This is a genomic window from Streptomyces sp. NPDC059248 (genome assembly GCF_042753905.1).
In the GTDB taxonomy this organism is placed as follows: Bacteria; Actinomycetota; Actinomycetes; order Streptomycetales; family Streptomycetaceae; genus Streptomyces.
This window is the reverse complement of record NZ_JBHYZV010000067.1, coordinates 1-18,079: the sequence shown is the minus strand read 5'-3', so window position 1 is coordinate 18,079 and position 18,079 is coordinate 1. Positions and strand designations below refer to the sequence as shown.

Here is an 18,079-nt window from a genome sequence, read left to right as displayed (position 1 = left end):
CACCCGTCTGACCAGGGGAGTAGTCCGGAGTCCCCGCCGTCACACCGATCGTCTCCTCGTCCGCCACGACCACCAGTCTCCACCTTGCGGAGTATGCCTCCGCTGCCGGGATCGCCCTGGCGGTTGACCCCTACACCTGTCGGTCTTCCCTACGCTGGGTTACGTGCAGCGTCTCTATGACTTCGTCCGCAGGCACCCCACGGGTGTCGACTGCCTCTGGGCGGTCGTCCTCCTGGGGATGTCAGCTTTGGTGTGGATCGATCCGGCCGACCCCGGCCAGGGGTCGTGGACCGCTGTCCCCATCGCGCTGGGCCTGAGTCTCGTCGTCGCGCTGCGCCGCAAGGCGCCCGAGAAGATGCTGATCCTCGCCGCCCTGCTGGGCGTCGTCCAGCTCGCCACCGATGTCCAACAGGGCCCGGGCAACTTCGCCATGCTGGTGATCATCTATACGGTCGCGGCGCAGTCCACCCCGTGGTGGTCGAGGTTCGCCCTGATCGGCGGGCTCAGCGCGGCCACCCTGTCGATGATCCGCTGGCCGCAACCGAACACCACGGCCCTCGGCCAGATCTTCATAACGATCATCCTGACCGTGCCGTTCGCCCTCGCCTGGGTCCTCGGCGACTCCATCAGGACCCGGCGCGCCTACTTCGCGCAGCTGGAGGAGCGGGCCAGGCGGCTGGAGAACGAGCGCGCGGCCCAGTCGAAGGTCGCGGTCGCCGCCGAGCGGGCCAGGATCGCCCGTGAGCTGCACGATGTGGTGGCGCACAACGTCTCCGTGATGGTCGTCCAGGCCGACGGCGCGGCCTACGTACTCGACGCCGCCCCCGACCAGGCCAAGCAGGCACTGGAGACGATCTCCACGACCGGCCGGCAGGCGCTGGCCGAGATGCGGCGACTGCTCGGAGTGCTGCGCACCGGGGACGACCCGGAGAGCGGCGAGTACGTGCCGCAGCCCGACGTCCAGCAGATCGAGGACCTGGTGGAACAGGTCCGCAGGTCCGGCCTGACCGTCGACTTCAAGATCGAGGGGACCCCGCGCCCGCTGCCGAGCGGTGTGGAGCTGACCGCGTACCGCATCGTCCAGGAAGCGCTCACCAACACCCGCAAGCACGGCGGGCCCGAGGTGGGGGCCAGTGTGCGGCTGGTCTACTTCGACGACGGACTCGGACTCCTCGTCGAGGACGACGGCCGGGGCGCCGCGCACGAGCTGTACGAGGACGGCGGCGCGGACGGGCAGGGCCACGGGCTCATCGGCATGCGGGAGCGGGTCGGTATGGTCGGCGGCACACTGGACGCGGGCCCGCGTCCCGGCGGTGGCTTCCGGATCAGCGCGCTGCTGCCGCTGAAGACGGCGTGACCGGTCGTCCGTACGTGCATGAACTCCCATCACAACAAATAGAGGACCTTGCTGACATGTCCATCCGGGTGATGCTCGTCGACGACCAGGTACTGCTCCGGACGGGATTCCGCATGGTGCTCGCCGCCCAGCCCGATATGGAGGTCGTCGCGGAGGCGGGCGACGGGGCTGAGGCCATCGACATCCTCCGCGCCACGGCGGTGGACGTGGTGCTGATGGACGTCCGGATGCCGCGCCTGGACGGAGTGGAGGCCACCCGGCGCATCTGCGCCCAGCCGAACCCGCCGAAGGTGCTGATCCTCACCACGTTCGACCTCGACGAGTACGCCTTCTCCGGCCTGAAGGCCGGGGCGAGCGGCTTCATGCTCAAGGACGTACCGCCGGGTGAGCTGCTGGCCGCGATCCGCTCCGTCCACAGCGGCGACGCGGTGGTCGCCCCGTCGACCACCCGGCGCCTGCTGGACCGTTTCTCCCCCATGCTCCCGAGCCACGGCGCCGAACCCGCCAACAAGGACCTGGACCGCCTCACGGACCGGGAGCGCGAGGTCATGCTCCTGGTAGCCCAGGGCCTCTCCAACGGCGAGATCGCCGCCCGCCTGGTCCTCTCCGAGGCCACGGTGAAGACCCACGTGGGCCGCATCCTGACCAAGCTCGGCCTCCGCGACCGCGTCCAGGTCGTCGTCCTCGCCTACGAATCCGGCCTCGTCCGCGCAGGCGGCACCCCGGGCCCCGGACGCTGAGCCCGGGGCCCTGTGCCGCGACGGGGACGTCCGGTGCGCATCGGTGTCACCGGGCCACCGAAGGAGGCATGGGGTTCCCCGCAGGCGCGGGGACGACACCAGGCCTTCGCCCTTCAGGACTTGGATCGCCGGACCACCCCCGCAGGCGCGGGGACGACGAACGGGCCGCCGCGCAGGTCACCTTCAAGAAGGGACCACCCCTGCAGGCGCGGGGACGACTCGGCGTCGGGTAGGCCGGCCCGGCGGAGGAACGGACCACCCCCGCAGGCGCGGGGACGACACTTCCTGGCCTGCGCGTTCTTCGGTGGTCAAGGAACGAGGTGGCCCGGCTTGCGATGGGGATCGCGTCGGCCCGTAGACGCTACCGGGCGCAACCCGCCTGCGGGTGTCAGCGGAGGACGGCCTCCAGGAAGTCGCTGCCCAGGCGGGCTACCGTGCCGACGTCCAACTGGTGGAGGACGTAGCGGCCTCGGCGGCGGGTCGTGACCAGGCCCGCCTTCTTCAGGACCGCGACATGGCGGGAGACCTCGGGGGCGGTGATGCCGTGGGCCTCCGCAAGTTCGGTCGTGGTGTGGGAGGAGCGGGCCAGGTGGCGGCAGAGCTGGATGCGCATGGGGTGGGCCAGGGCGTCCATGCGGAGCTTCAGGAGGTCGATGGAGCCGGGGCCGGTGAGGTGGGGGGCTCCGATGGGGTAGTAGATCACCGGGCGCCAGCCGGGGGCGCTGAGGACCAGCAGATGGGGGCGGCCGAAGCTGGACGGGATGAACGTCATTCCGGGGCCCACCGCCGGGTCGACCGCCGTCGTCCGGCCGGAGGCGAGCTTGTCGACGGTGATCCGGGTCAGGTCGCCGTCGACGGAGACCGCCGGGGACACCGCGCGAACCGCCTCGGCGAGGCCCTTGTGGCGGAGGATCTCCGTCTTGTGCCGGGCGTCGGCCGCGAGCTGGGGGGCGACCCGGCGCCAGGCGTCGGCGAAGAACGCCTCCTCGCAGTCCTCCAGCAGTCGGCGCAGCCAGGCCCGGACCGAGGGCGGGTCCTCCAGGAGGCGACGGGTGGAGGCCAGTACCCGGGGGCCGCGCCCGACCGCCAGGGACAGGACCCGGTCCCGGTCCGCCGCGTTTCCCAGGACGTCGCCTGTCCGGTCGGGGCTGCCGCAGGCGAAGTCGAGGGCCGCGTCCGCGAACTGCTCGTCGCTCAGCCGGTCCATCAGGTCCAGCTCCTCGGCGAGGGTGGCCCCCGGCCGACCCGGACCCGCCGGCAGGCCGGCGAACGGAGCCAGTACATCGGAGTGCGTGGCCCGCCACAGGAACTCCGCCTCGTGTAGCCGGTCCGCCAGATCGGGCGGCAGGCCGGCGGAGGTCGCCGTCACCCAGCCGTGGAGCGCCGGATGGTGGCCGGGCTCCGACAGGGCGTGCAGGGCGAGCCCCAGTTCCGCGAGGGGCGACAGCTCGAAGGCGACGCGCTCCCGGGGCAGCCCGGTGATGTCGATGGTGACGTTCACCCCCTCATTCTGCGCCCCGCCCGGGCGGGGCGGGACGTCGATTGACGCCGCCCGTCAATCGACCGGCCGCCGGTTGACCAGCGGCGTCAATCGACGTGACGGCCGTCCCGGGGCGAGCGCAGCGTGAACGCCATGAACGCCCTTCACCAGCACACACTCGACAGCTATCGGGCCTCCCGGCACGGCGCCCCGATCCCGCCCCCGCCCGGCACCTACGACTGGCGGGCCGCCCGCGAGCTGACCTCCCAGGCCGTGCTCGTCCGCCGCGCCGACCGGGCCCCCGGCCTTCTCACCCGGCTCACCCGGCTGCTGCGCCGGCGTCGGCCCGCACCGCCTCATCGGCGACTCGGCGCATGAACTCCGCCACCGCCTTCCTCATCTCCTCCGGCGACCACTCCAGCGCCTCCGACGCGACCGTCACCTCGGTCGACGACACCCCCGGCACCAGGGACTCCTCGGACCACCACCGGAACAGCGTCGTCCCCGTCTCCTCGGCCTGGGAGAGGGACGCCGCGGCCAGCACCTCCGACGGATACGGCAGCCACACCAGGAACTGGTGCGTGCTCGGTATCTCCGGGTGGATCCGGAACCACGGCGCGGCCGATTCCCGGAAGCCGTCCGCCAGCGCGGCGGCGACCGTCTTCGCCCGCGCCACATAGTCCGGCAGCCGCGGCAGCTCCCGCTCCAGGCCCACCAGCGCCGACAGCGCCGTCGGGAACTGGTGGAACATCGTGCCCCCGTACCGATGGCGCCAGGCGCGGGCCTCCGCCATCACGTCCTCAGGGCCCACCAGCGCCGCCCCGGCCAGACCCTTCAGCGACTTGTAGAAGGAGACGTAGACACTGTCGGCGAGGCCCGCGATCTCGTACAGCGGCCGGTCGAAGTGCGATACGCACTCCCAGAGCCGGGCGCCGTCGAAATGGACCACGGCGTCCCGCTCCCGCGCCGCCTCCACGACCGCGACCAGCTCCTCCCAGGACGGCAGCACGAAGCCCGCGTCCCGCAGCGGCAGCTCCAGCATCAGCGCCCCGAACGGCTCGTCGAAGCCCCGGACCTCGTCGGCCGTCGGCAGCCGGTTCTCCCGCGTCGGATGGACCGTCCGCAATCCGCTGACCGCGCCGAACGCGCCCCGCTCATGCATCTCCGGATGAGCCAGCGGGTGCAGGGCCACCGTGCCGTTCCCCGTCCGGCCCGCCCAGCAGCGGAGCGCGACCTGCTGCGCCATCGTCCCCGTCGGGAAGAACACCGCCGCCGGGAACCCGAGCAGCCCGGCCACCCGCCGCTCCAGCTCCCCGACGACCCCGTCCCCGTACCAGTCCGGGGGGCCGGTGAGGTCGTACGCCCCCGCCGCGCCGGCCGTCAGCTCCGTCAGCAGCTCCGCCATCGGCCGGTCCGTCGACTGCCGCCACAGCACGCGGTCCGACGCCTGCCAGGCCGCCCGCCTGCGCCGCCTCAGCTCCTCCTCGGCCGTCACTTCCCCGGTGGTGCCCTCGTCGGTCATCGCTCCGCCCCCGTCCGTGTCGTCGGTGTCGTTGATGTTGTTCGCGCCCGCGGCCACGGGAATTCCGTGCGAGCGTGCCCCAGCGGGTGCTCGCGCGCACCCGGGTTTCCCGCTCCCGACGCCCGGTCCTCCGCGATCACCCACGATGATTCCCCGGCCCGCCACCCCCGTCCACGCCTGTGGATAACTCGCCTGTGGACAACCGGAGGGGCGTCCACGGCGCTGGCGTAGCATGACGGAACATCGTCCGGTACCCACCGCGGACTGGAACGGAAGGCCCCACCGCGTGAACGCATCAGCACCCCAGCACGAACCGTCCGACCCCCGGGACCGCCCCGCCCGGCTGACCGTCGGCGTCGTCGGCGCCGGACGCGTCGGACCGGCGCTGGCCGCCGCGCTCCGGCTGGCCGGACACCGCCCCGTCGCCGTCTCCGGGGTCTCCGACGCCTCCCGCCGCCGGGCCGCCGACCTGCTGCCCGACGTGCCCCTGGTCCCGCCCGCCGAGGTCCTCGCCCGCGCCGAGCTGGTCCTGCTCACCGTCCCCGACGACACCCTGCCCGGCTTGGTCGACGGCCTCGTCGGCACCGGCGCCGTACGACCGGGACAGCTGCTCGTCCACACCTCGGGCCGGTACGGCACGGCGGTGCTCGACCCGGCGACCCGCGCCGGCGCGCTGCCGCTCGCCCTCCATCCCGCGATGACCTTCACCGGTACGGGGGTCGACGTCCAGCGGCTCGCCGGCTGCTCCTTCGGGGTGACCGCGCCCGACGAGCTGAGGCTGGCCGCGGAGGCGCTCGTCATCGAGATGGGCGGCGAGCCGGAGTGGATCGCTGAGCAGGCCCGTCCGCTCTATCACGCGGCGCTGGCCCTCGGCGCCAATCACCTGGTGACCCTGGTCGCCCAGTCGATGGAGCTGCTCCGGGCCGCGGGCGTCGCCGCCCCCGACCGGATGCTCGGCCCCCTCCTCGGCGCCGCCCTCGACAACGCCCTCCGCTCGGGCGACGCCGCCCTCACCGGCCCGGTCGCCCGCGGCGACGCCGGTACGGTCGCGGCCCATGTCGCCGAGTTGCGCAAGCACGCCCCGGGGACCGTCGCCGGATATCTCGCCATGGCCCGCACCACCGCCGACCGGGCCCTGGCCCACGGTCTGCTCAAGCCCGAACTGGCCGAGGACCTGCTCGGCGTCCTCGCCGATGGCCGTGACACCGCCCGCGGCACCAAAGGCAACGGCGACGGTCAAGGCAACGGCAACGGCAACGGGCTGAACGGACGACCCGGCGAGGGGGACGACCAGTGATGACCACCGGCCGTCCGCAGTCCCCGCCCTCTACCGAGGCCGATACCGAGGCGCCCGCCGTGCCCGAGGGGCTCGTACTGCTCCGTACGAAGGCCGACCTCGACGCCTATCTCGACACCGGGACCGGTGCCCGCCCCCGGGGCCGTACCGCCGTCGTGATGACGATGGGCGCGCTCCACGACGGCCACGCCACCCTGGTCCGTACCGCCGCGTCAACCGTCGGACCGGACGGCCGGGTCGTCGTCACCGTCTTCGTCAACCCGCTCCAGTTCGGCGCGGGCGAGGACCTCGACCGCTACCCCCGTACGCTCGGCGCGGACCTCGCGATCGCGGCGGCCGCGGGCGCCGCCGCCGTCTTCGCCCCGTCCGCCGCCGAGATGTACCCCGGCGGCCAACCGCAGGTCCGGATCGCCGCGGGCCCGATGGGGGAGCGCCTCGAAGGCGCCAGCCGCCCCGGCCACTTCGACGGCATGCTGACCGTCGTCGCCAAACTCCTCCATCTCACCCGCCCCGACGTGGCGTTCTTCGGCCAGAAGGACGCCCAGCAACTGGCACTGATCCGCCGGATGGTCCGCGATCTCGACCTGCCCGTCGAGATCGCCGGGGTGGATACGGTCCGGGAGGACGACGGCCTCGCGCTCTCCAGCCGCAACCGCTATCTCTCCCGGACCGAACGGCGCACGGCGCTCGCCCTCTCCGGCGCCCTGTTCGCGGCCCGCGAGCGGCTCGCAGCACAGCAGGCCCTCTACGCCAGGGCCGAGGCCACCACGAACAGCGCCGCCCGCGCCGAGGCGCTCTCCCGGATGGGTGAGGCACGGGCCGCCGCCGACGCCGCCGCCGTGGCCCACGCGGTCCCGGGAGGCGCCGACGCGGTACGGTCCGCGGCCCGTACCGTCCTCGACGACGCGGCCCGCGCCATCCCGCCGCTGGTCCTCGACTATCTGGCCCTCGTCGACCCCGCCGACTTCACGGAGGTCCCCGACGACCACCGGGGCGACGCGATCCTCGCCGTCGCCGCGAAGGTCGGGGCGACCCGGCTGATCGACAACGTCCCGCTGAGTTTCGGAGCGACGCCGTGACCGCCCACGCCCGGCCCCGGCCCCCCGGCACCGACCCGGCCGACCCGGGCCCCACCGACCCCGGTCACGGACCCGGGCCCGGTCACGGACCCGACCCCGGTCACGGCCCCGGGCCCGCGACCGGTCCCCGGACCGCGATACGGCTCGACGCGCCGCCGCCCGGCTGGTCCGTCGCCGCCGACGTCGTCGTCGTCGGCTCCGGTGTCGCAGGACTCACCGCCGCCCTGCGCTGCGCGGCGGCCGGACTGGCCACGGTCGTCGTCACCAAGGCCCGCCTCGACGACGGCTCCACCCGCTGGGCCCAGGGCGGCATAGCCGCCGCCCTCGGCGACGGCGACACCCCCGAGCAGCATCTGGCCGACACCCTCGTCGCGGGCGCCGGGCTCTGTGACGAGGAAGCGGTACGTCTGCTCGTCACCGAGGGCCCCGGAGCCGTACACCGTCTGATCGCCACCGGCGCCCACTTCGACACCTCGCCCGACACCGGTGAGATCGAGCTGACCCGCGAGGGCGGCCACCACCGCCGCCGGATCGCCCACGCCGGCGGCGACGCCACCGGCGCCGAGATCTCCCGCGCGCTGGTCGACGCGGTGCGCTCCGCCGGACTGCGGACCATCGAGAACGCCCTGGTCCTCGATCTGCTCACCGACGCCGACGGCCGTACGGCGGGCGTCAGCCTCCATGTCATGGGCGAGGGCCAGCACGACGGCGTCGGCGCCGTCCACGCCCCGGCGGTCGTCCTCGCCACCGGCGGCATGGGCCAGATCTTCGCCGCGACCACCAACCCCGCCGTCTCCACCGGCGACGGCGTCGCCCTCGCGCTGCGCGCCGGGGCCGAGGTCTCCGACCTGGAGTTCGTCCAGTTCCACCCCACGGTCCTCTTCCTCGGTACCGACGCGGAGGGCCAGCAGCCCCTCGTCTCCGAGGCGGTACGGGGCGAGGGCGCCCATCTCGTCGACGCGTCCGGCACCCGCTTCATGCTCGGCGAGCACGAGCTGGCCGAACTCGCCCCGCGCGACATCGTCGCCAAGGCGATCATGCGGCGGATGCGCGAGCACGACGCCGACCACATGTATCTCGACGCCCGGCACTTCGGCGCCGAGATGTGGGCGCACCGGTTCCCGACGATCCTCGCGGCCTGCCGGGCGAACGGCTTCGACCCCGTCACCGAGCCGATCCCCGTCGCCCCCGCCGCGCACTACGCGTCCGGCGGCGTCCGCACCGACCCGTACGGCCGGACGACCGTCCCGGGCCTGTACGCCTGCGGGGAAGTCGCCTGTACGGGGGTCCACGGCGCGAACCGCCTCGCCTCCAACTCCCTCCTCGAAGGGCTCGTCTTCGCCGAGCGGATCGCCGCGGACATCGCGGCCGACGCGGCCCGGGAGCCGCTGGCCGCCGGTGCGCCGGTCACCCCGGCCGCCGCGACGGTGCTCCCGCTGACCGACCCGGGCGCCCGCGTCCGGATCCAGCGGATCATGTCCGTCGGCGCGGGGGTCCTGCGCTCCGCCGACAGCCTCCGCGAGGCGGCCCGCGCACTCGACGCGATCCGCGCCGAGGCCGACGCGATCCCGGAAACGGCCCCGACCTCGGAAACGGCCCCGACCTCGGGAACGGCCCCCGCGACGGAAACGGCCCCCGCGACGGAAACGGCCCCCGCGACGGGAACGGACACCGCCCCCAAGCCCGCCGTCCCCGGTGTGGACGCCTGGGAGACCACCAACCTCCTCTGTGTCGCCCGGGTCCTGACGGCCGCCGCCCTACGGCGCGACGAGACCCGCGGCTGCCACTGGCGCGAGGACCGGCCCGACCGCGACGACCGGGAGTGGCGCCGCCATCTGGTGATCCGCCTCGACCCCGGCCGGAGTGTGGTCGCGCACCGGACCGACAGCACCGCTTTCCCCCCGACATCCTCCAGGGAGCACCAGTCGTGAGCACGCCCGAAGAACGTCCGGTCCCCGTGGACGTACCCCTGATCCAGATCGGCTCCGACCCCTCCGCCGGCGGCTGCGGGGACGCCTGCGGCTGCGGCCACGGCGCGAACGCGGCCGACGACGAGCTGTACGAATGCGGACTCGACCCCGCCCTCGCCGTCCTGCTCGCCGAGTCCGGTCTCGACCCGGTCCAGGTCGAGGACATCGCCCATCTCGCGCTGAGTGAGGACCTCGACGGCGGCGTGGACGTGACGAGCGTGGCGACCGTCCCCGCCGACGCCGTCGCCACCGGCGACTTCACCGCCCGCGAGGCCGGTACGGTCGCGGGCATCCAGATCGCCGAGGCCGTCCTCTCCATCGTCGCCACCGACGAGTTCGAAGTCGAGCGGCACGTCGCGGACGGCGACCGGGTCGAGGCGGGCCAGAAGCTGCTCTCCGTCACCGCCGGCACGCGCGACCTGCTCACCGGCGAGCGGAGCGCGCTGAACATCCTGTGCCGCCTCTCCGGCATCGCGACGGCCACCCGCGCCTGGGCGGACGCGCTGGAGGGCACCGGGGCGAAGGTCCGCGACACCCGCAAAACCACCCCGGGGCTGCGCGCCCTGGAGAAGTACGCGGTCCGCTGCGGCGGCGGGGTCAACCACCGGATGTCCCTCTCCGACGCGGCCCTCGTCAAGGACAACCACGTGGTCGCCGCCGGCGGTGTCGCCGAGGCGTTCAAGGCCGTCCGCGACGTCTTCCCCGGGGTGCCGGTGGAGGTCGAGGCCGACACGCTCGACCAGGTGCGGGAGGTGCTCGACGCGGGCGCCGATCTGATCCTGCTCGACAACTTCACCCCGGAGGCCACCGCGGAAGCGGTCGCCCTGGTCGCGGGCCGCGCGGTCCTCGAATCGTCCGGCCGGCTGACCCTGGAGAACGCGCGGGCGTACGCGGACACCGGCGTCGACTTCCTCGCGGTCGGCGCGCTCACCCACTCGTCGCGCATCCTCGACATCGGGCTCGACCTGCGGGAGCCGGCGGCCGGTGCCGACGTCCCGGCCGGCCGTGCCGACGACGGTTCCGGCGCCGCGGGGGCTGACGTCTGATGCTGCTCACCATCGACGTCGGCAACACCCATATGGTCCTCGGTCTCTTCGACGGCGAGGAGATCGTGGAGCACTGGCGGATCTCGACCGACGCCAGCCGCACCGCCGACGAACTCGCCGTGCTCCTCCAGGGCCTGATGGGGATGCATCCGCTGCTCGGGATGGAGCTGGGCGACGGCATCGAGGGCATCTGCATCTGCTCCACGGTCCCGGCGGTCCTGCACGAGCTGCGCGAGGTGACCCGCCGCTACTACGGCGACGTACCGGCGATCCTCGTCGAGCCCGGCGTCAAGACCGGGGTGCCGATCCTGACCGACCACCCCAAGGAGGTCGGCGCGGACCGCGTGATCAACTCCGTCGCCGCGGTCGAGTTGTACGGCGGCCCGGCGATCGTCGTCGACTTCGGTACGGCGACGACGTTCGACGCGGTCAGCGCGCGCGGGGAGTACGTGGGCGGTGTCATCGCCCCCGGGATCGAGATCTCCGTCGACGCGCTCGGCGTCAAGGGCGCCCAGCTCCGCAAGATCGAGCTGGCCCGGCCGCGCAGCGTGATCGGCAAGAACACGGTCGAGGCCATGCAGTCGGGCATCGTGTACGGCTTCGCGGGCCAGGTCGACGGGGTCGTCCACCGGATGAAGCGCGAACTGGCCCCGCAGGACCCGGACGAGGTGACGGTGATCGCCACGGGCGGTCTGGCGCCGATGGTCCTGGGCGAGTCGTCGGAGATCGACGAGCACGAGCCGTGGCTCACCCTGATCGGCCTCCGCCTCGTCTACGAACGGAACATCACCCGACTGTGAAGGCGCCGGGCGGCCCGCCGACATCCTGACCGGGGCGGGTCGGGACCCGGGTCGGGGCCCGCGTCAGGACCCGCGTCAGGACCCGCATCAGGACCCGGATCGGGGGCCGGATCGAGCCTCCGCCGGGACGCGCCCGAGAATCGGGAATAGCCCGATATTGTCTAAAAGCGACCGTATCGTCAGGACATGCCCACGCCTTACGGATCTCGCGGCGGTATGGCCTTCAGCGCGGACGAACTACGGGTCCTCCGACGCGCTCTCGCCGTCGCCCTGCATCCCGCCCCACTCGCCGACGAGGACGTCCAGGACTGCTTCCGGCTCGCGGACTCCGTGGACGAGGCGGCGCGGGAGGCGGGCAGGCTGCGCGCGTTCCTCCTCGCCGACCTCGGGCGCTACCGTGCCGCGCTGCCCGGCGCGGTGGCGGGCTATCTGGAACTCCTCCAGGACGCGCTGGCGGCCGGGTACGACCCGCGGCCCGAGGACCTCGCCGCCCTCCGGGGGCTGCGCGGGCTGCCCGTCGCCGAAGCCGTACTGGCGCGCTGCCAGGTGCTGGCCGAACGCTCCGTACGGGCCCGGCTCGCCGGTCGCCGGGTGACCACGCCCGCGCCCAGGACCCGGCTGCTCGCGCTGCCCGGCGGGCGGGCCGCGGCCGACGACGGCGAGGCGCCCGAGGAGAAGCCCGAGCCCAAGCCGAGGCCGGCGCCCAGGCCCGCCGAACCGGCCCCGGCGCGGCCCGGGGAGCGGCCGGTGCCCAAGCCGTCCGAGGTCTTCCCGCCGCGCCGCCGCCCGGTACCCCCGCCGGAGCGGCTGGCCACGGCCTGACCCCCCGCCCGCACCCCCGGCCGTCGGCAAGCCGTGCCCGCCGGGGGCCGCCCGCGGGCCCTTGGCTACCCTGAGCCCATGGACTACATCTCGGCGCTGGTGCCTCCCGTGGTCATGGCCACGTTCTTCACCATCCTGATCGTGACGATCGTCAAGAGTCAGGGCGGCCCGAACAAGACCAAGGAGGACGCGTACGTGGACGCGGCCCTCGCGCGCGTCGAAGGGGGCCCGCAGTCCCCGGCCGCCGCCGCGGCCTCCGGCGGGACCTCGACCGCGACGGCGGCCGACAGCGACTGACGGCGACGGGCCCGGCGCGGACCCTGCGGGCCCCGCGGCCCGCGCCGCCGCCGTCGCCGTTCCGGGCCGGACGCCCACCCACCCGTCCGTGCCCGGCTCGGGTGACCCACAGGACGCACGGACGGCTTCCGCCGCGACCGTGCGTCCTTTTTGTTCGTCAATCTCCGAATGTGTGGAGTAATCCATGATTTTCGGAGATCTCCCACTATGGTGGGGTATGTGCCCCGCCAATTGGGAGAGCTGGAAGACGCCGTGATGACGCGCGTCTGGCAATGGAACCGGCCGGTTACCGTCCGGGAAGTGCTGGAGGACCTTCAACAGGACCGTTCCATCGCCTACACGACCGTCATGACGGTCATGGACAATCTCCATCAGAAGGGCTGGGTTCGCAGGGAAGTCGAAGGACGCGCCTATCGATATACGTCGGTCTCCACCCGCGCCGCCTACTCCGCCGCACTGATGAACGACGCGTGGGCGCAGAGCGACAACCCCGCCGCCGCCCTCGTCGCCTTCTTCGGGATGATGTCGCCGGAGCAGCGGGAGGCGCTTCAGGCCGCCGTCCGTATGGTCCAGGCCGATACGGTCCCGGAACCCGCCCCGGAACTCGCCCCCGAGCCCACCACGGGCACCGCCCGGGAAGTCCGCCCGGAAGTCGGCGCGGAAGGCGCTCCGGAGAAGGGTGAAGGCGGCACGGAAGGCCGTACGGAAGCCACCGCCGAAGTCGGTTCGGAAGCCGCCGCGGGCGACGTTCGCGCCCAAGACCCGGAAGAGGGCACCGGCGAGGGTGCCGACGAGGGCGAACCCCGGGGGCGATAGCGTCGGCCCATGTCGAATCCCGCAGTGAATGCCATCAGCGTCCGCCGGGCCAGGACCGGGGATGTGCCCGCGGTCCGCCGGCTCCTCGACCCGTACGTGCACGACGGCATCCTGCTCGACAAAGCGACTGTCACTCTTTACGAAGACATCCAGGAGTTCTGGGTGGCGGAACGGGACACGGACGGCACCGTGGTCGGCTGCGGCGCCCTCCATGTCATGTGGGAAGACCTCGCGGAAGTCCGTACTCTCGCCGTCGATCCGGTCGACAAGGGGTCCGGCATCGGGCACCTGGTGCTGGACAAGCTGCTGCACACGGCGCGCTGGCTCGGGGTGCGCCGGGTTTTCTGCCTCACCTTCGAAGTCGACTTCTTCGGCAAGCACGGCTTCGTGGAGATCGGTGAGACACCGGTCGACGGAGATGTCTACACCGAGCTGCTCCGTTCCTATGACGAGGGCGTCGCCGAGTTCCTCGGACTCGAACGCGTGAAGCCGAACACCCTCGGCAACAGCCGCATGCTTCTCCAGCTGTGATCCCCCCTCCGGGGGACCCCTCGGAGCATCTCGTGCCATCAGCGGCGCGATCCCTATGTCCGAATCGCGCACGTTTCCCGCGTTCTTCGGGTCTTGAACCTCTCCCAAGGGTTTGAGTTTTTCAGAGAAAAGCGGTTTCCTTTCCGCGTAACGCATTTTCGATGAAAGGAAATCCGGTGGCACAGAAGGTTCAGGTCCTTCTTGTCGATGACATCGACGGCGGCGAGGCGGACGAGACCGTCACGTTCGCGCTGGACGGCAAGACCTACGAGATCGACCTCACCACCGCCAATGCGGACAAGCTCCGCTCGCTGCTGGAGCCGTACGCCAAGAACGGCCGGCGCACCGGTGGCCGCGCGTCCACGGGCCGTGGGAAGGGTCGGGCCGCGAGCGACAACAAGAACACCGCGGAAGTCCGCGCCTGGGCCAAGGCGAACGGTTACGAGGTCAACGACCGCGGGCGGGTGCCCGCCACGGTGCGCGAGGCGTACGAGAAGGCCAACGGCTGACCGGTGCCGACCGGCGGGCGTCCGCGCCCGCTAATCGGACCTATTCGCGGGCCGGGCAATCGCACAGGTATCCGATGCGGGTGGGGGTATTCGTCCGCAGCAATCGGGCCCGGTGGCATTCCGTCGCCGCCGCGTCCAGGAGCCTCATGAGATCGGGCCCCCGTACGCGTCCGGGGTGCCCGTCCTCGGTGTACGCCGGACCGGCCGAGCCCGGCGGCCCCGGGACGTCCGGCAGGCCGGGCAGGCCAGGGACCGGTTCTCGCCCCGACACGGGGGGCCGCAGCCATACGGCGGCCCCCCGGGGGCCGGTCCAGCCCGGCGGCAGGGGCGCGGGCAGCCGCCCGCCCGCCCCGACGGCCGTCAGGTCGAGGGCGACCCCGCTCCACTCCAGCCAGGCCAGCAGTCCCGGCACCTCGTCGGCGGCCCCGGCGGCGATCAGCAGCAGCATCCGGTCCCCGGCCAGGGCGACCGGCCCTGCGGCGACCCGCCGCAGCACGGCGGCGCCCGCGTCGGCGGGCAGCTCCAGGGCGTCGAAGGCGATCCCCGCCAGCAGCTCCACCGGCCCGCCCCCGGGCGGCCCCGCGACCGGCCAGCCGAGCCGGGTCTCGTACCAGCGGGCCACGGCGGCGTACCCCTCCGTGCCGCGCGACGGAACGGGCGACGGAACAAGCGGTGGAACGGGCGGCGGAACGGGCGGCGGAACGCGCACAAGCGGCGGGACGCTCATGGTCCGGGAACACCCGGAACCCCCCGGTGGTTACGCGGAGTGCCGGAATCGTCGCGGCGTGTCCCCCCCGTGGGGCCTCCGCGCGCCCCCCGCGCATTCCGGTGGACCTCCGGTGGCCTCCGGCGGACCCCGGTCACGGGGTGATCGAGGTCGTTCGGCCCCCTGACCTTGTTCGCCCGTAGCTGAGGGAACCGGTGTGCGCGGCATGGAGTGTCAGTGCTTACGGGTAAGACATTCCTAGTGAGGAGGGGCGACACGCTCGCACAAAGGCCGTGCGTTCGCCATCGGCGTACAGCTGGCGAGAGTAACTGCCTGGCCTGCGGGAACATCGTCTCGCACCATCGGGTTGGAGCATGTGTCGGCGTTCAGGGGTCAGGAGGCCACAGACGGGTGTCGGCAGTTGGAATGAGCGGTCCCCGCTTGCGGGACTAAGCTGCGGAAGGACAGGGAGGGGACCGACCCCTTACTGCCTGACCGCTCTGAGGAGCGATTAACGATGTTCGAGAGGTTCACCGACCGCGCGCGGCGGGTTGTCGTCCTGGCTCAGGAAGAAGCCCGGATGCTCAACCACAACTACATCGGCACCGAGCACATCCTCCTGGGCCTGATCCACGAGGGTGAGGGTGTCGCCGCTAAGGCCCTGGAGAGCCTCGGGATTTCGCTCGAGGCGGTCCGTCAGCAGGTCGAGGAGATCATCGGCCAGGGGCAGCAGGCCCCGTCCGGTCACATCCCCTTCACCCCCCGTGCCAAGAAGGTGCTGGAGCTGTCGCTCCGCGAAGCCCTTCAGCTCGGGCACAACTACATCGGCACCGAGCACATCCTGCTCGGCCTGATCCGCGAGGGCGAGGGCGTCGCCGCCCAGGTCCTCGTGAAGCTGGGCGCCGACCTGAACCGGGTCCGGCAGCAGGTCATCCAGCTGCTCTCCGGCTACTCCGGCAAGGAAGCCGCCACGGCGGGCGGCCCGGCCGAGGGCACCCCCTCGACGTCCCTGGTCCTCGACCAGTTCGGCCGCAACCTCACCCAGGCGGCCCGCGAATCCAAGCTCGACCCGGTCATCGGGCGCGAGAAGGAGATCGAGCGGGTCATGCAGGTGCTGTCCCGCCGCACCAAGAACAACCCCGTGCTCATCGGCGAGCCCGGCGTCGGCAAGACGGCGGTCGTCGAGGGCCTGGCGCAGGCCATCGTCAAGGGCGAGGTGCCCGAGACCCTCAAGGACAAGCACCTCTACACCCTCGACCTGGGCGCGCTGGTCGCGGGCTCCCGCTACCGCGGTGACTTCGAGGAGCGCCTGAAGAAGGTGCTCAAGGAGATCCGCACCCGCGGCGACATCATCCTGTTCATCGACGAGCTGCACACCCTGGTCGGCGCGGGCGCCGCCGAGGGCGCCATCGACGCCGCCTCGATCCTCAAGCCCATGCTGGCCCGGGGCGAGCTGCAGACCATCGGTGCCACGACGCTCGACGAGTACCGCAAGCACCTGGAGAAGGACGCCGCGCTGGAGCGCCGCTTCCAGCCCATCCAGGTCGCCGAGCCGTCGCTGCCGCACACCATCGAGATCCTCAAGGGCCTGCGCGACCGGTACGAGGCCCACCACCGGGTCTCCATCACCGACGAGGCGCTGGTCCAGGCCGCGACCCTGGCCGACCGGTACATCTCGGACCGCTTCCTGCCGGACAAGGCGATCGACCTGATCGACGAGGCCGGATCCCGGATGCGCATCCGCCGGATGACCGCTCCGCCGGACCTCCGCGAGTTCGACGAGAAGATCGCGGGCGTCCGCCGCGACAAGGAGTCGGCGATCGACTCCCAGGACTTCGAGAAGGCGGCTTCCCTCCGCGACAAGGAGAAGCAGCTGCTGGCGGCGAAGGCCAAGCGCGAGAAGGAATGGAAGGCCGGCGACATGGACGTCGTCGCCGAGGTCGACGGCGAACTCATCGCCGAAGTCCTCGCCACGGCCACCGGCATTCCGGTCTTCAAGCTGACCGAGGAGGAGTCCTCCCGCCTGCTGCGTATGGAGGACGAACTCCACAAGCGCGTCATCGGGCAGAAGGACGCCATCAAGGCGCTCTCCCAGGCCATTCGCCGGACCCGTGCCGGTCTGAAGGACCCGAAGCGCCCCGGCGGCTCGTTCATCTTCGCCGGTCCGTCCGGTGTCGGTAAGACCGAGCTGTCCAAGACGCTCGCCGAATTCCTCTTCGGTGACGAGGACGCCCTGATCTCCCTCGACATGTCGGAGTTCAGTGAGAAGCACACGGTTTCCCGCCTCTTCGGCTCCCCGCCCGGATACGTGGGATACGAGGAGGGCGGCCAGCTCACCGAGAAGGTGCGCCGCAAGCCGTTCTCCGTCGTCCTCTTCGACGAGGTCGAGAAGGCCCACCCCGATATCTTCAATTCCCTTCTCCAGATCCTGGAGGACGGTCGGCTGACCGACTCCCAGGGCCGGGTCGTGGACTTCAAGAACACGGTCATCATCATGACGACCAACCTCGGGACCCGGGACATCTCCAAGGGCTTCAACCTGGGCTTTGCCGCCCAGGGCGATGTGAAGACCGGCTACGAGCGGATGAAGGCGAAGGTCAACGAGGAGCTGAAGCAGCACTTCCGCCCCGAGTTCCTGAACCGTGTCGACGACACCGTCGTCTTCCACCAGCTCTCCGAGGACGACATCATCCAGATCGTCGACCTCATGATCGACAAGGTGGACGAGCGGCTGAAGGACCGCGACATGGGCCTGGAGCTGAGCTCCACGGCCAAGTCGCTGCTCGCCAAGAAGGGCTACGACCCCGTGCTGGGCGCCCGGCCGCTGCGCCGGACCATCCAGCGCGAGATCGAGGACATCCTCTCCGAGAAGATCCTCTTCGGTGAGCTGCGCCCCGGTCACATCGTGGTCGTGGACACCGAGGGCGAGGGCGACGAGAAGAAGTTCGTCTTCCGCGGCGAGGAGAAGTCCGCCCTGCCGGACGTCCCCCCGATCGAGCAGGCCGCCGGCGGCGCCGGTCCGAACCTGTCGAAGGACGCGTAACACCGCCGCGCGGGCGAGCCCCGCGCGGTGAGACGGCCGCCCCGGTCCCGTACGACGAGTACGG

Annotated in this window: 17 protein-coding genes and 1 CRISPR repeat array; of the genes, 14 read left to right on the top strand and 3 right to left on the bottom strand. The window is 72.2% G+C overall.

Translation table 11 applies throughout. The features are described from left to right. Window positions 1-163: 163 nt before the first annotated feature. Together ACFXG1_RS25250 and ACFXG1_RS25245 are read left to right on the top strand one after the other, a co-directional pair. Entirely contained in the window at window positions 164-1,357 is a 1,194-nt protein-coding gene (locus ACFXG1_RS25250) for a sensor histidine kinase (protein ID WP_384718150.1), read from the top strand. Between the two features lie 56 nt (window positions 1,358-1,413). Next, entirely contained in the window at window positions 1,414-2,097 is a 684-nt protein-coding gene (locus ACFXG1_RS25245) for a response regulator (protein ID WP_384718148.1), read from the top strand. A gap of 69 nt (window positions 2,098-2,166) precedes the next feature. Continuing rightward, window positions 2,167-2,377: direct repeats of the CRISPR family, unit length 28 nt; unit sequence GGACCACCCCCGCAGGCGCGGGGACGAC. A 108-nt stretch (window positions 2,378-2,485) separates the two neighbouring features. On the opposite strand, the gene ACFXG1_RS25240 is transcribed toward ACFXG1_RS25245, so the two are convergent. Further along, the gene (locus ACFXG1_RS25240) at window positions 2,486-3,598 is read right to left on the bottom strand and encodes a DUF5937 family protein (RefSeq protein WP_384718146.1); all 1,113 of its coding nucleotides are present in this window, start codon (window positions 3,596-3,598) and stop codon (window positions 2,486-2,488) included. Between the two features lie 132 nt (window positions 3,599-3,730). Between ACFXG1_RS25240 and ACFXG1_RS25235 the strand changes: the two genes are divergently transcribed. After that, window positions 3,731-3,955: a hypothetical protein gene (locus tag ACFXG1_RS25235; RefSeq protein ID WP_384719579.1), complete on the top strand. Its 225-nt coding sequence runs from the start codon at window positions 3,731-3,733 to the stop codon at window positions 3,953-3,955. On the opposite strand, the gene ACFXG1_RS25230 is transcribed toward ACFXG1_RS25235, so the two are convergent. Continuing rightward, window positions 3,897-5,099 (bottom strand): threonine aldolase family protein, encoded by a 1,203-nt coding sequence (locus ACFXG1_RS25230; protein WP_384719581.1) that lies wholly within the window; start codon window positions 5,097-5,099, stop codon window positions 3,897-3,899. The two genes, ACFXG1_RS25235 and ACFXG1_RS25230, sit on opposite strands and share 59 nt — an antisense overlap. A gap of 286 nt (window positions 5,100-5,385) precedes the next feature. On the opposite strand from ACFXG1_RS25230, the gene ACFXG1_RS25225 reads away from it, so the two are divergent. From ACFXG1_RS25225 to ACFXG1_RS25180, 10 genes are all read left to right on the top strand, one after another. After that, a complete protein-coding gene (locus ACFXG1_RS25225) occupies window positions 5,386-6,396 on the top strand; it encodes a Rossmann-like and DUF2520 domain-containing protein (protein ID WP_384719577.1) in 1,011 nt (336 codons plus the stop codon). Beyond that, on the top strand, window positions 6,396-7,475 hold the full coding sequence (panC, locus tag ACFXG1_RS25220; protein ID WP_384744635.1) for a pantoate--beta-alanine ligase: 1,080 nt from the start codon (window positions 6,396-6,398) through the stop codon (window positions 7,473-7,475). Before ACFXG1_RS25225 ends, panC begins: the two co-directional genes overlap by 1 nt. A gap of 137 nt (window positions 7,476-7,612) precedes the next feature. After that, window positions 7,613-9,406 carry an L-aspartate oxidase gene (locus ACFXG1_RS25215; RefSeq protein ID WP_384744653.1) on the top strand — a complete coding sequence of 598 codons (1,794 nt, stop codon included), beginning with the start codon at window positions 7,613-7,615 and terminating at the stop codon, window positions 9,404-9,406. Next, window positions 9,403-10,491 (top strand): carboxylating nicotinate-nucleotide diphosphorylase, encoded by a 1,089-nt coding sequence (gene nadC, locus ACFXG1_RS25210; protein ID WP_384719722.1) that lies wholly within the window; start codon window positions 9,403-9,405, stop codon window positions 10,489-10,491. Before ACFXG1_RS25215 ends, nadC begins: the two co-directional genes overlap by 4 nt. Further along, the gene (locus ACFXG1_RS25205; protein ID WP_384719724.1) at window positions 10,491-11,291 is read left to right on the top strand and encodes a type III pantothenate kinase; all 801 of its coding nucleotides are present in this window, start codon (window positions 10,491-10,493) and stop codon (window positions 11,289-11,291) included. The genes nadC and ACFXG1_RS25205 overlap by 1 nt, the downstream gene beginning before the upstream one ends. A gap of 216 nt (window positions 11,292-11,507) precedes the next feature. After that, window positions 11,508-12,113 (top strand): hypothetical protein, encoded by a 606-nt coding sequence (locus tag ACFXG1_RS25200; RefSeq protein WP_384744651.1) that lies wholly within the window; start codon window positions 11,508-11,510, stop codon window positions 12,111-12,113. 78 nt (window positions 12,114-12,191) lie between these two features. Then, window positions 12,192-12,410 (top strand): hypothetical protein, encoded by a 219-nt coding sequence (locus tag ACFXG1_RS25195; protein ID WP_384744632.1) that lies wholly within the window; start codon window positions 12,192-12,194, stop codon window positions 12,408-12,410. Window positions 12,411-12,665: 255 nt separating this feature from the next. Beyond that, the gene (locus tag ACFXG1_RS25190; protein ID WP_384718490.1) at window positions 12,666-13,226 is read left to right on the top strand and encodes a BlaI/MecI/CopY family transcriptional regulator; all 561 of its coding nucleotides are present in this window, start codon (window positions 12,666-12,668) and stop codon (window positions 13,224-13,226) included. Between the two features lie 9 nt (window positions 13,227-13,235). Further along, on the top strand, window positions 13,236-13,757 hold the full coding sequence (locus tag ACFXG1_RS25185) for an amino-acid N-acetyltransferase (protein WP_384718488.1): 522 nt from the start codon (window positions 13,236-13,238) through the stop codon (window positions 13,755-13,757). A 176-nt stretch (window positions 13,758-13,933) separates the two neighbouring features. After that, a complete protein-coding gene (locus ACFXG1_RS25180) occupies window positions 13,934-14,266 on the top strand; it encodes an Lsr2 family protein (RefSeq protein ID WP_384718486.1) in 333 nt (110 codons plus the stop codon). Window positions 14,267-14,306: 40 nt separating this feature from the next. On the opposite strand, the gene ACFXG1_RS25175 is transcribed toward ACFXG1_RS25180, so the two are convergent. Next, window positions 14,307-14,993 carry an SCO3374 family protein gene (locus ACFXG1_RS25175; protein WP_384718484.1) on the bottom strand — a complete coding sequence of 229 codons (687 nt, stop codon included), beginning with the start codon at window positions 14,991-14,993 and terminating at the stop codon, window positions 14,307-14,309. 496 nt (window positions 14,994-15,489) lie between these two features. Between ACFXG1_RS25175 and ACFXG1_RS25170 the strand changes: the two genes are divergently transcribed. Continuing rightward, a complete protein-coding gene (locus ACFXG1_RS25170) occupies window positions 15,490-18,015 on the top strand; it encodes an ATP-dependent Clp protease ATP-binding subunit (RefSeq protein WP_384744630.1) in 2,526 nt (841 codons plus the stop codon). Window positions 18,016-18,079 lie beyond the last annotated feature (64 nt).

What these genes read in the sequence shown, in the direction of transcription:
- ACFXG1_RS25245 (WP_384718148.1), top strand. Translation starts at nt 1,414, where the DNA reads ATGTCCATCCGGGTGATGCTCGTCGACGACCAGGTACTGCTCCGGACG.
- ACFXG1_RS25235 (WP_384719579.1), top strand. Translation starts at nt 3,731, where the DNA reads ATGAACGCCCTTCACCAGCACACACTCGACAGCTATCGGGCCTCCCGG.
- ACFXG1_RS25230 (WP_384719581.1), bottom strand. Translation starts at nt 5,099, where the DNA reads ATGACCGACGAGGGCACCACCGGGGAAGTGACGGCCGAGGAGGAGCTG.
- panC (WP_384744635.1), top strand. Translation starts at nt 6,396, where the DNA reads ATGACCACCGGCCGTCCGCAGTCCCCGCCCTCTACCGAGGCCGATACC.
- ACFXG1_RS25205 (WP_384719724.1), top strand. Translation starts at nt 10,491, where the DNA reads ATGCTGCTCACCATCGACGTCGGCAACACCCATATGGTCCTCGGTCTC.
- ACFXG1_RS25200 (WP_384744651.1), top strand. Translation starts at nt 11,508, where the DNA reads ATGGCCTTCAGCGCGGACGAACTACGGGTCCTCCGACGCGCTCTCGCC.
- ACFXG1_RS25195 (WP_384744632.1), top strand. Translation starts at nt 12,192, where the DNA reads ATGGACTACATCTCGGCGCTGGTGCCTCCCGTGGTCATGGCCACGTTC.
- ACFXG1_RS25190 (WP_384718490.1), top strand. Translation starts at nt 12,666, where the DNA reads ATGACGCGCGTCTGGCAATGGAACCGGCCGGTTACCGTCCGGGAAGTG.
- ACFXG1_RS25185 (WP_384718488.1), top strand. Translation starts at nt 13,236, where the DNA reads ATGTCGAATCCCGCAGTGAATGCCATCAGCGTCCGCCGGGCCAGGACC.
- ACFXG1_RS25175 (WP_384718484.1), bottom strand. Translation starts at nt 14,993, where the DNA reads ATGAGCGTCCCGCCGCTTGTGCGCGTTCCGCCGCCCGTTCCGCCGCCC.
- ACFXG1_RS25170 (WP_384744630.1), top strand. Translation starts at nt 15,490, where the DNA reads ATGTTCGAGAGGTTCACCGACCGCGCGCGGCGGGTTGTCGTCCTGGCT.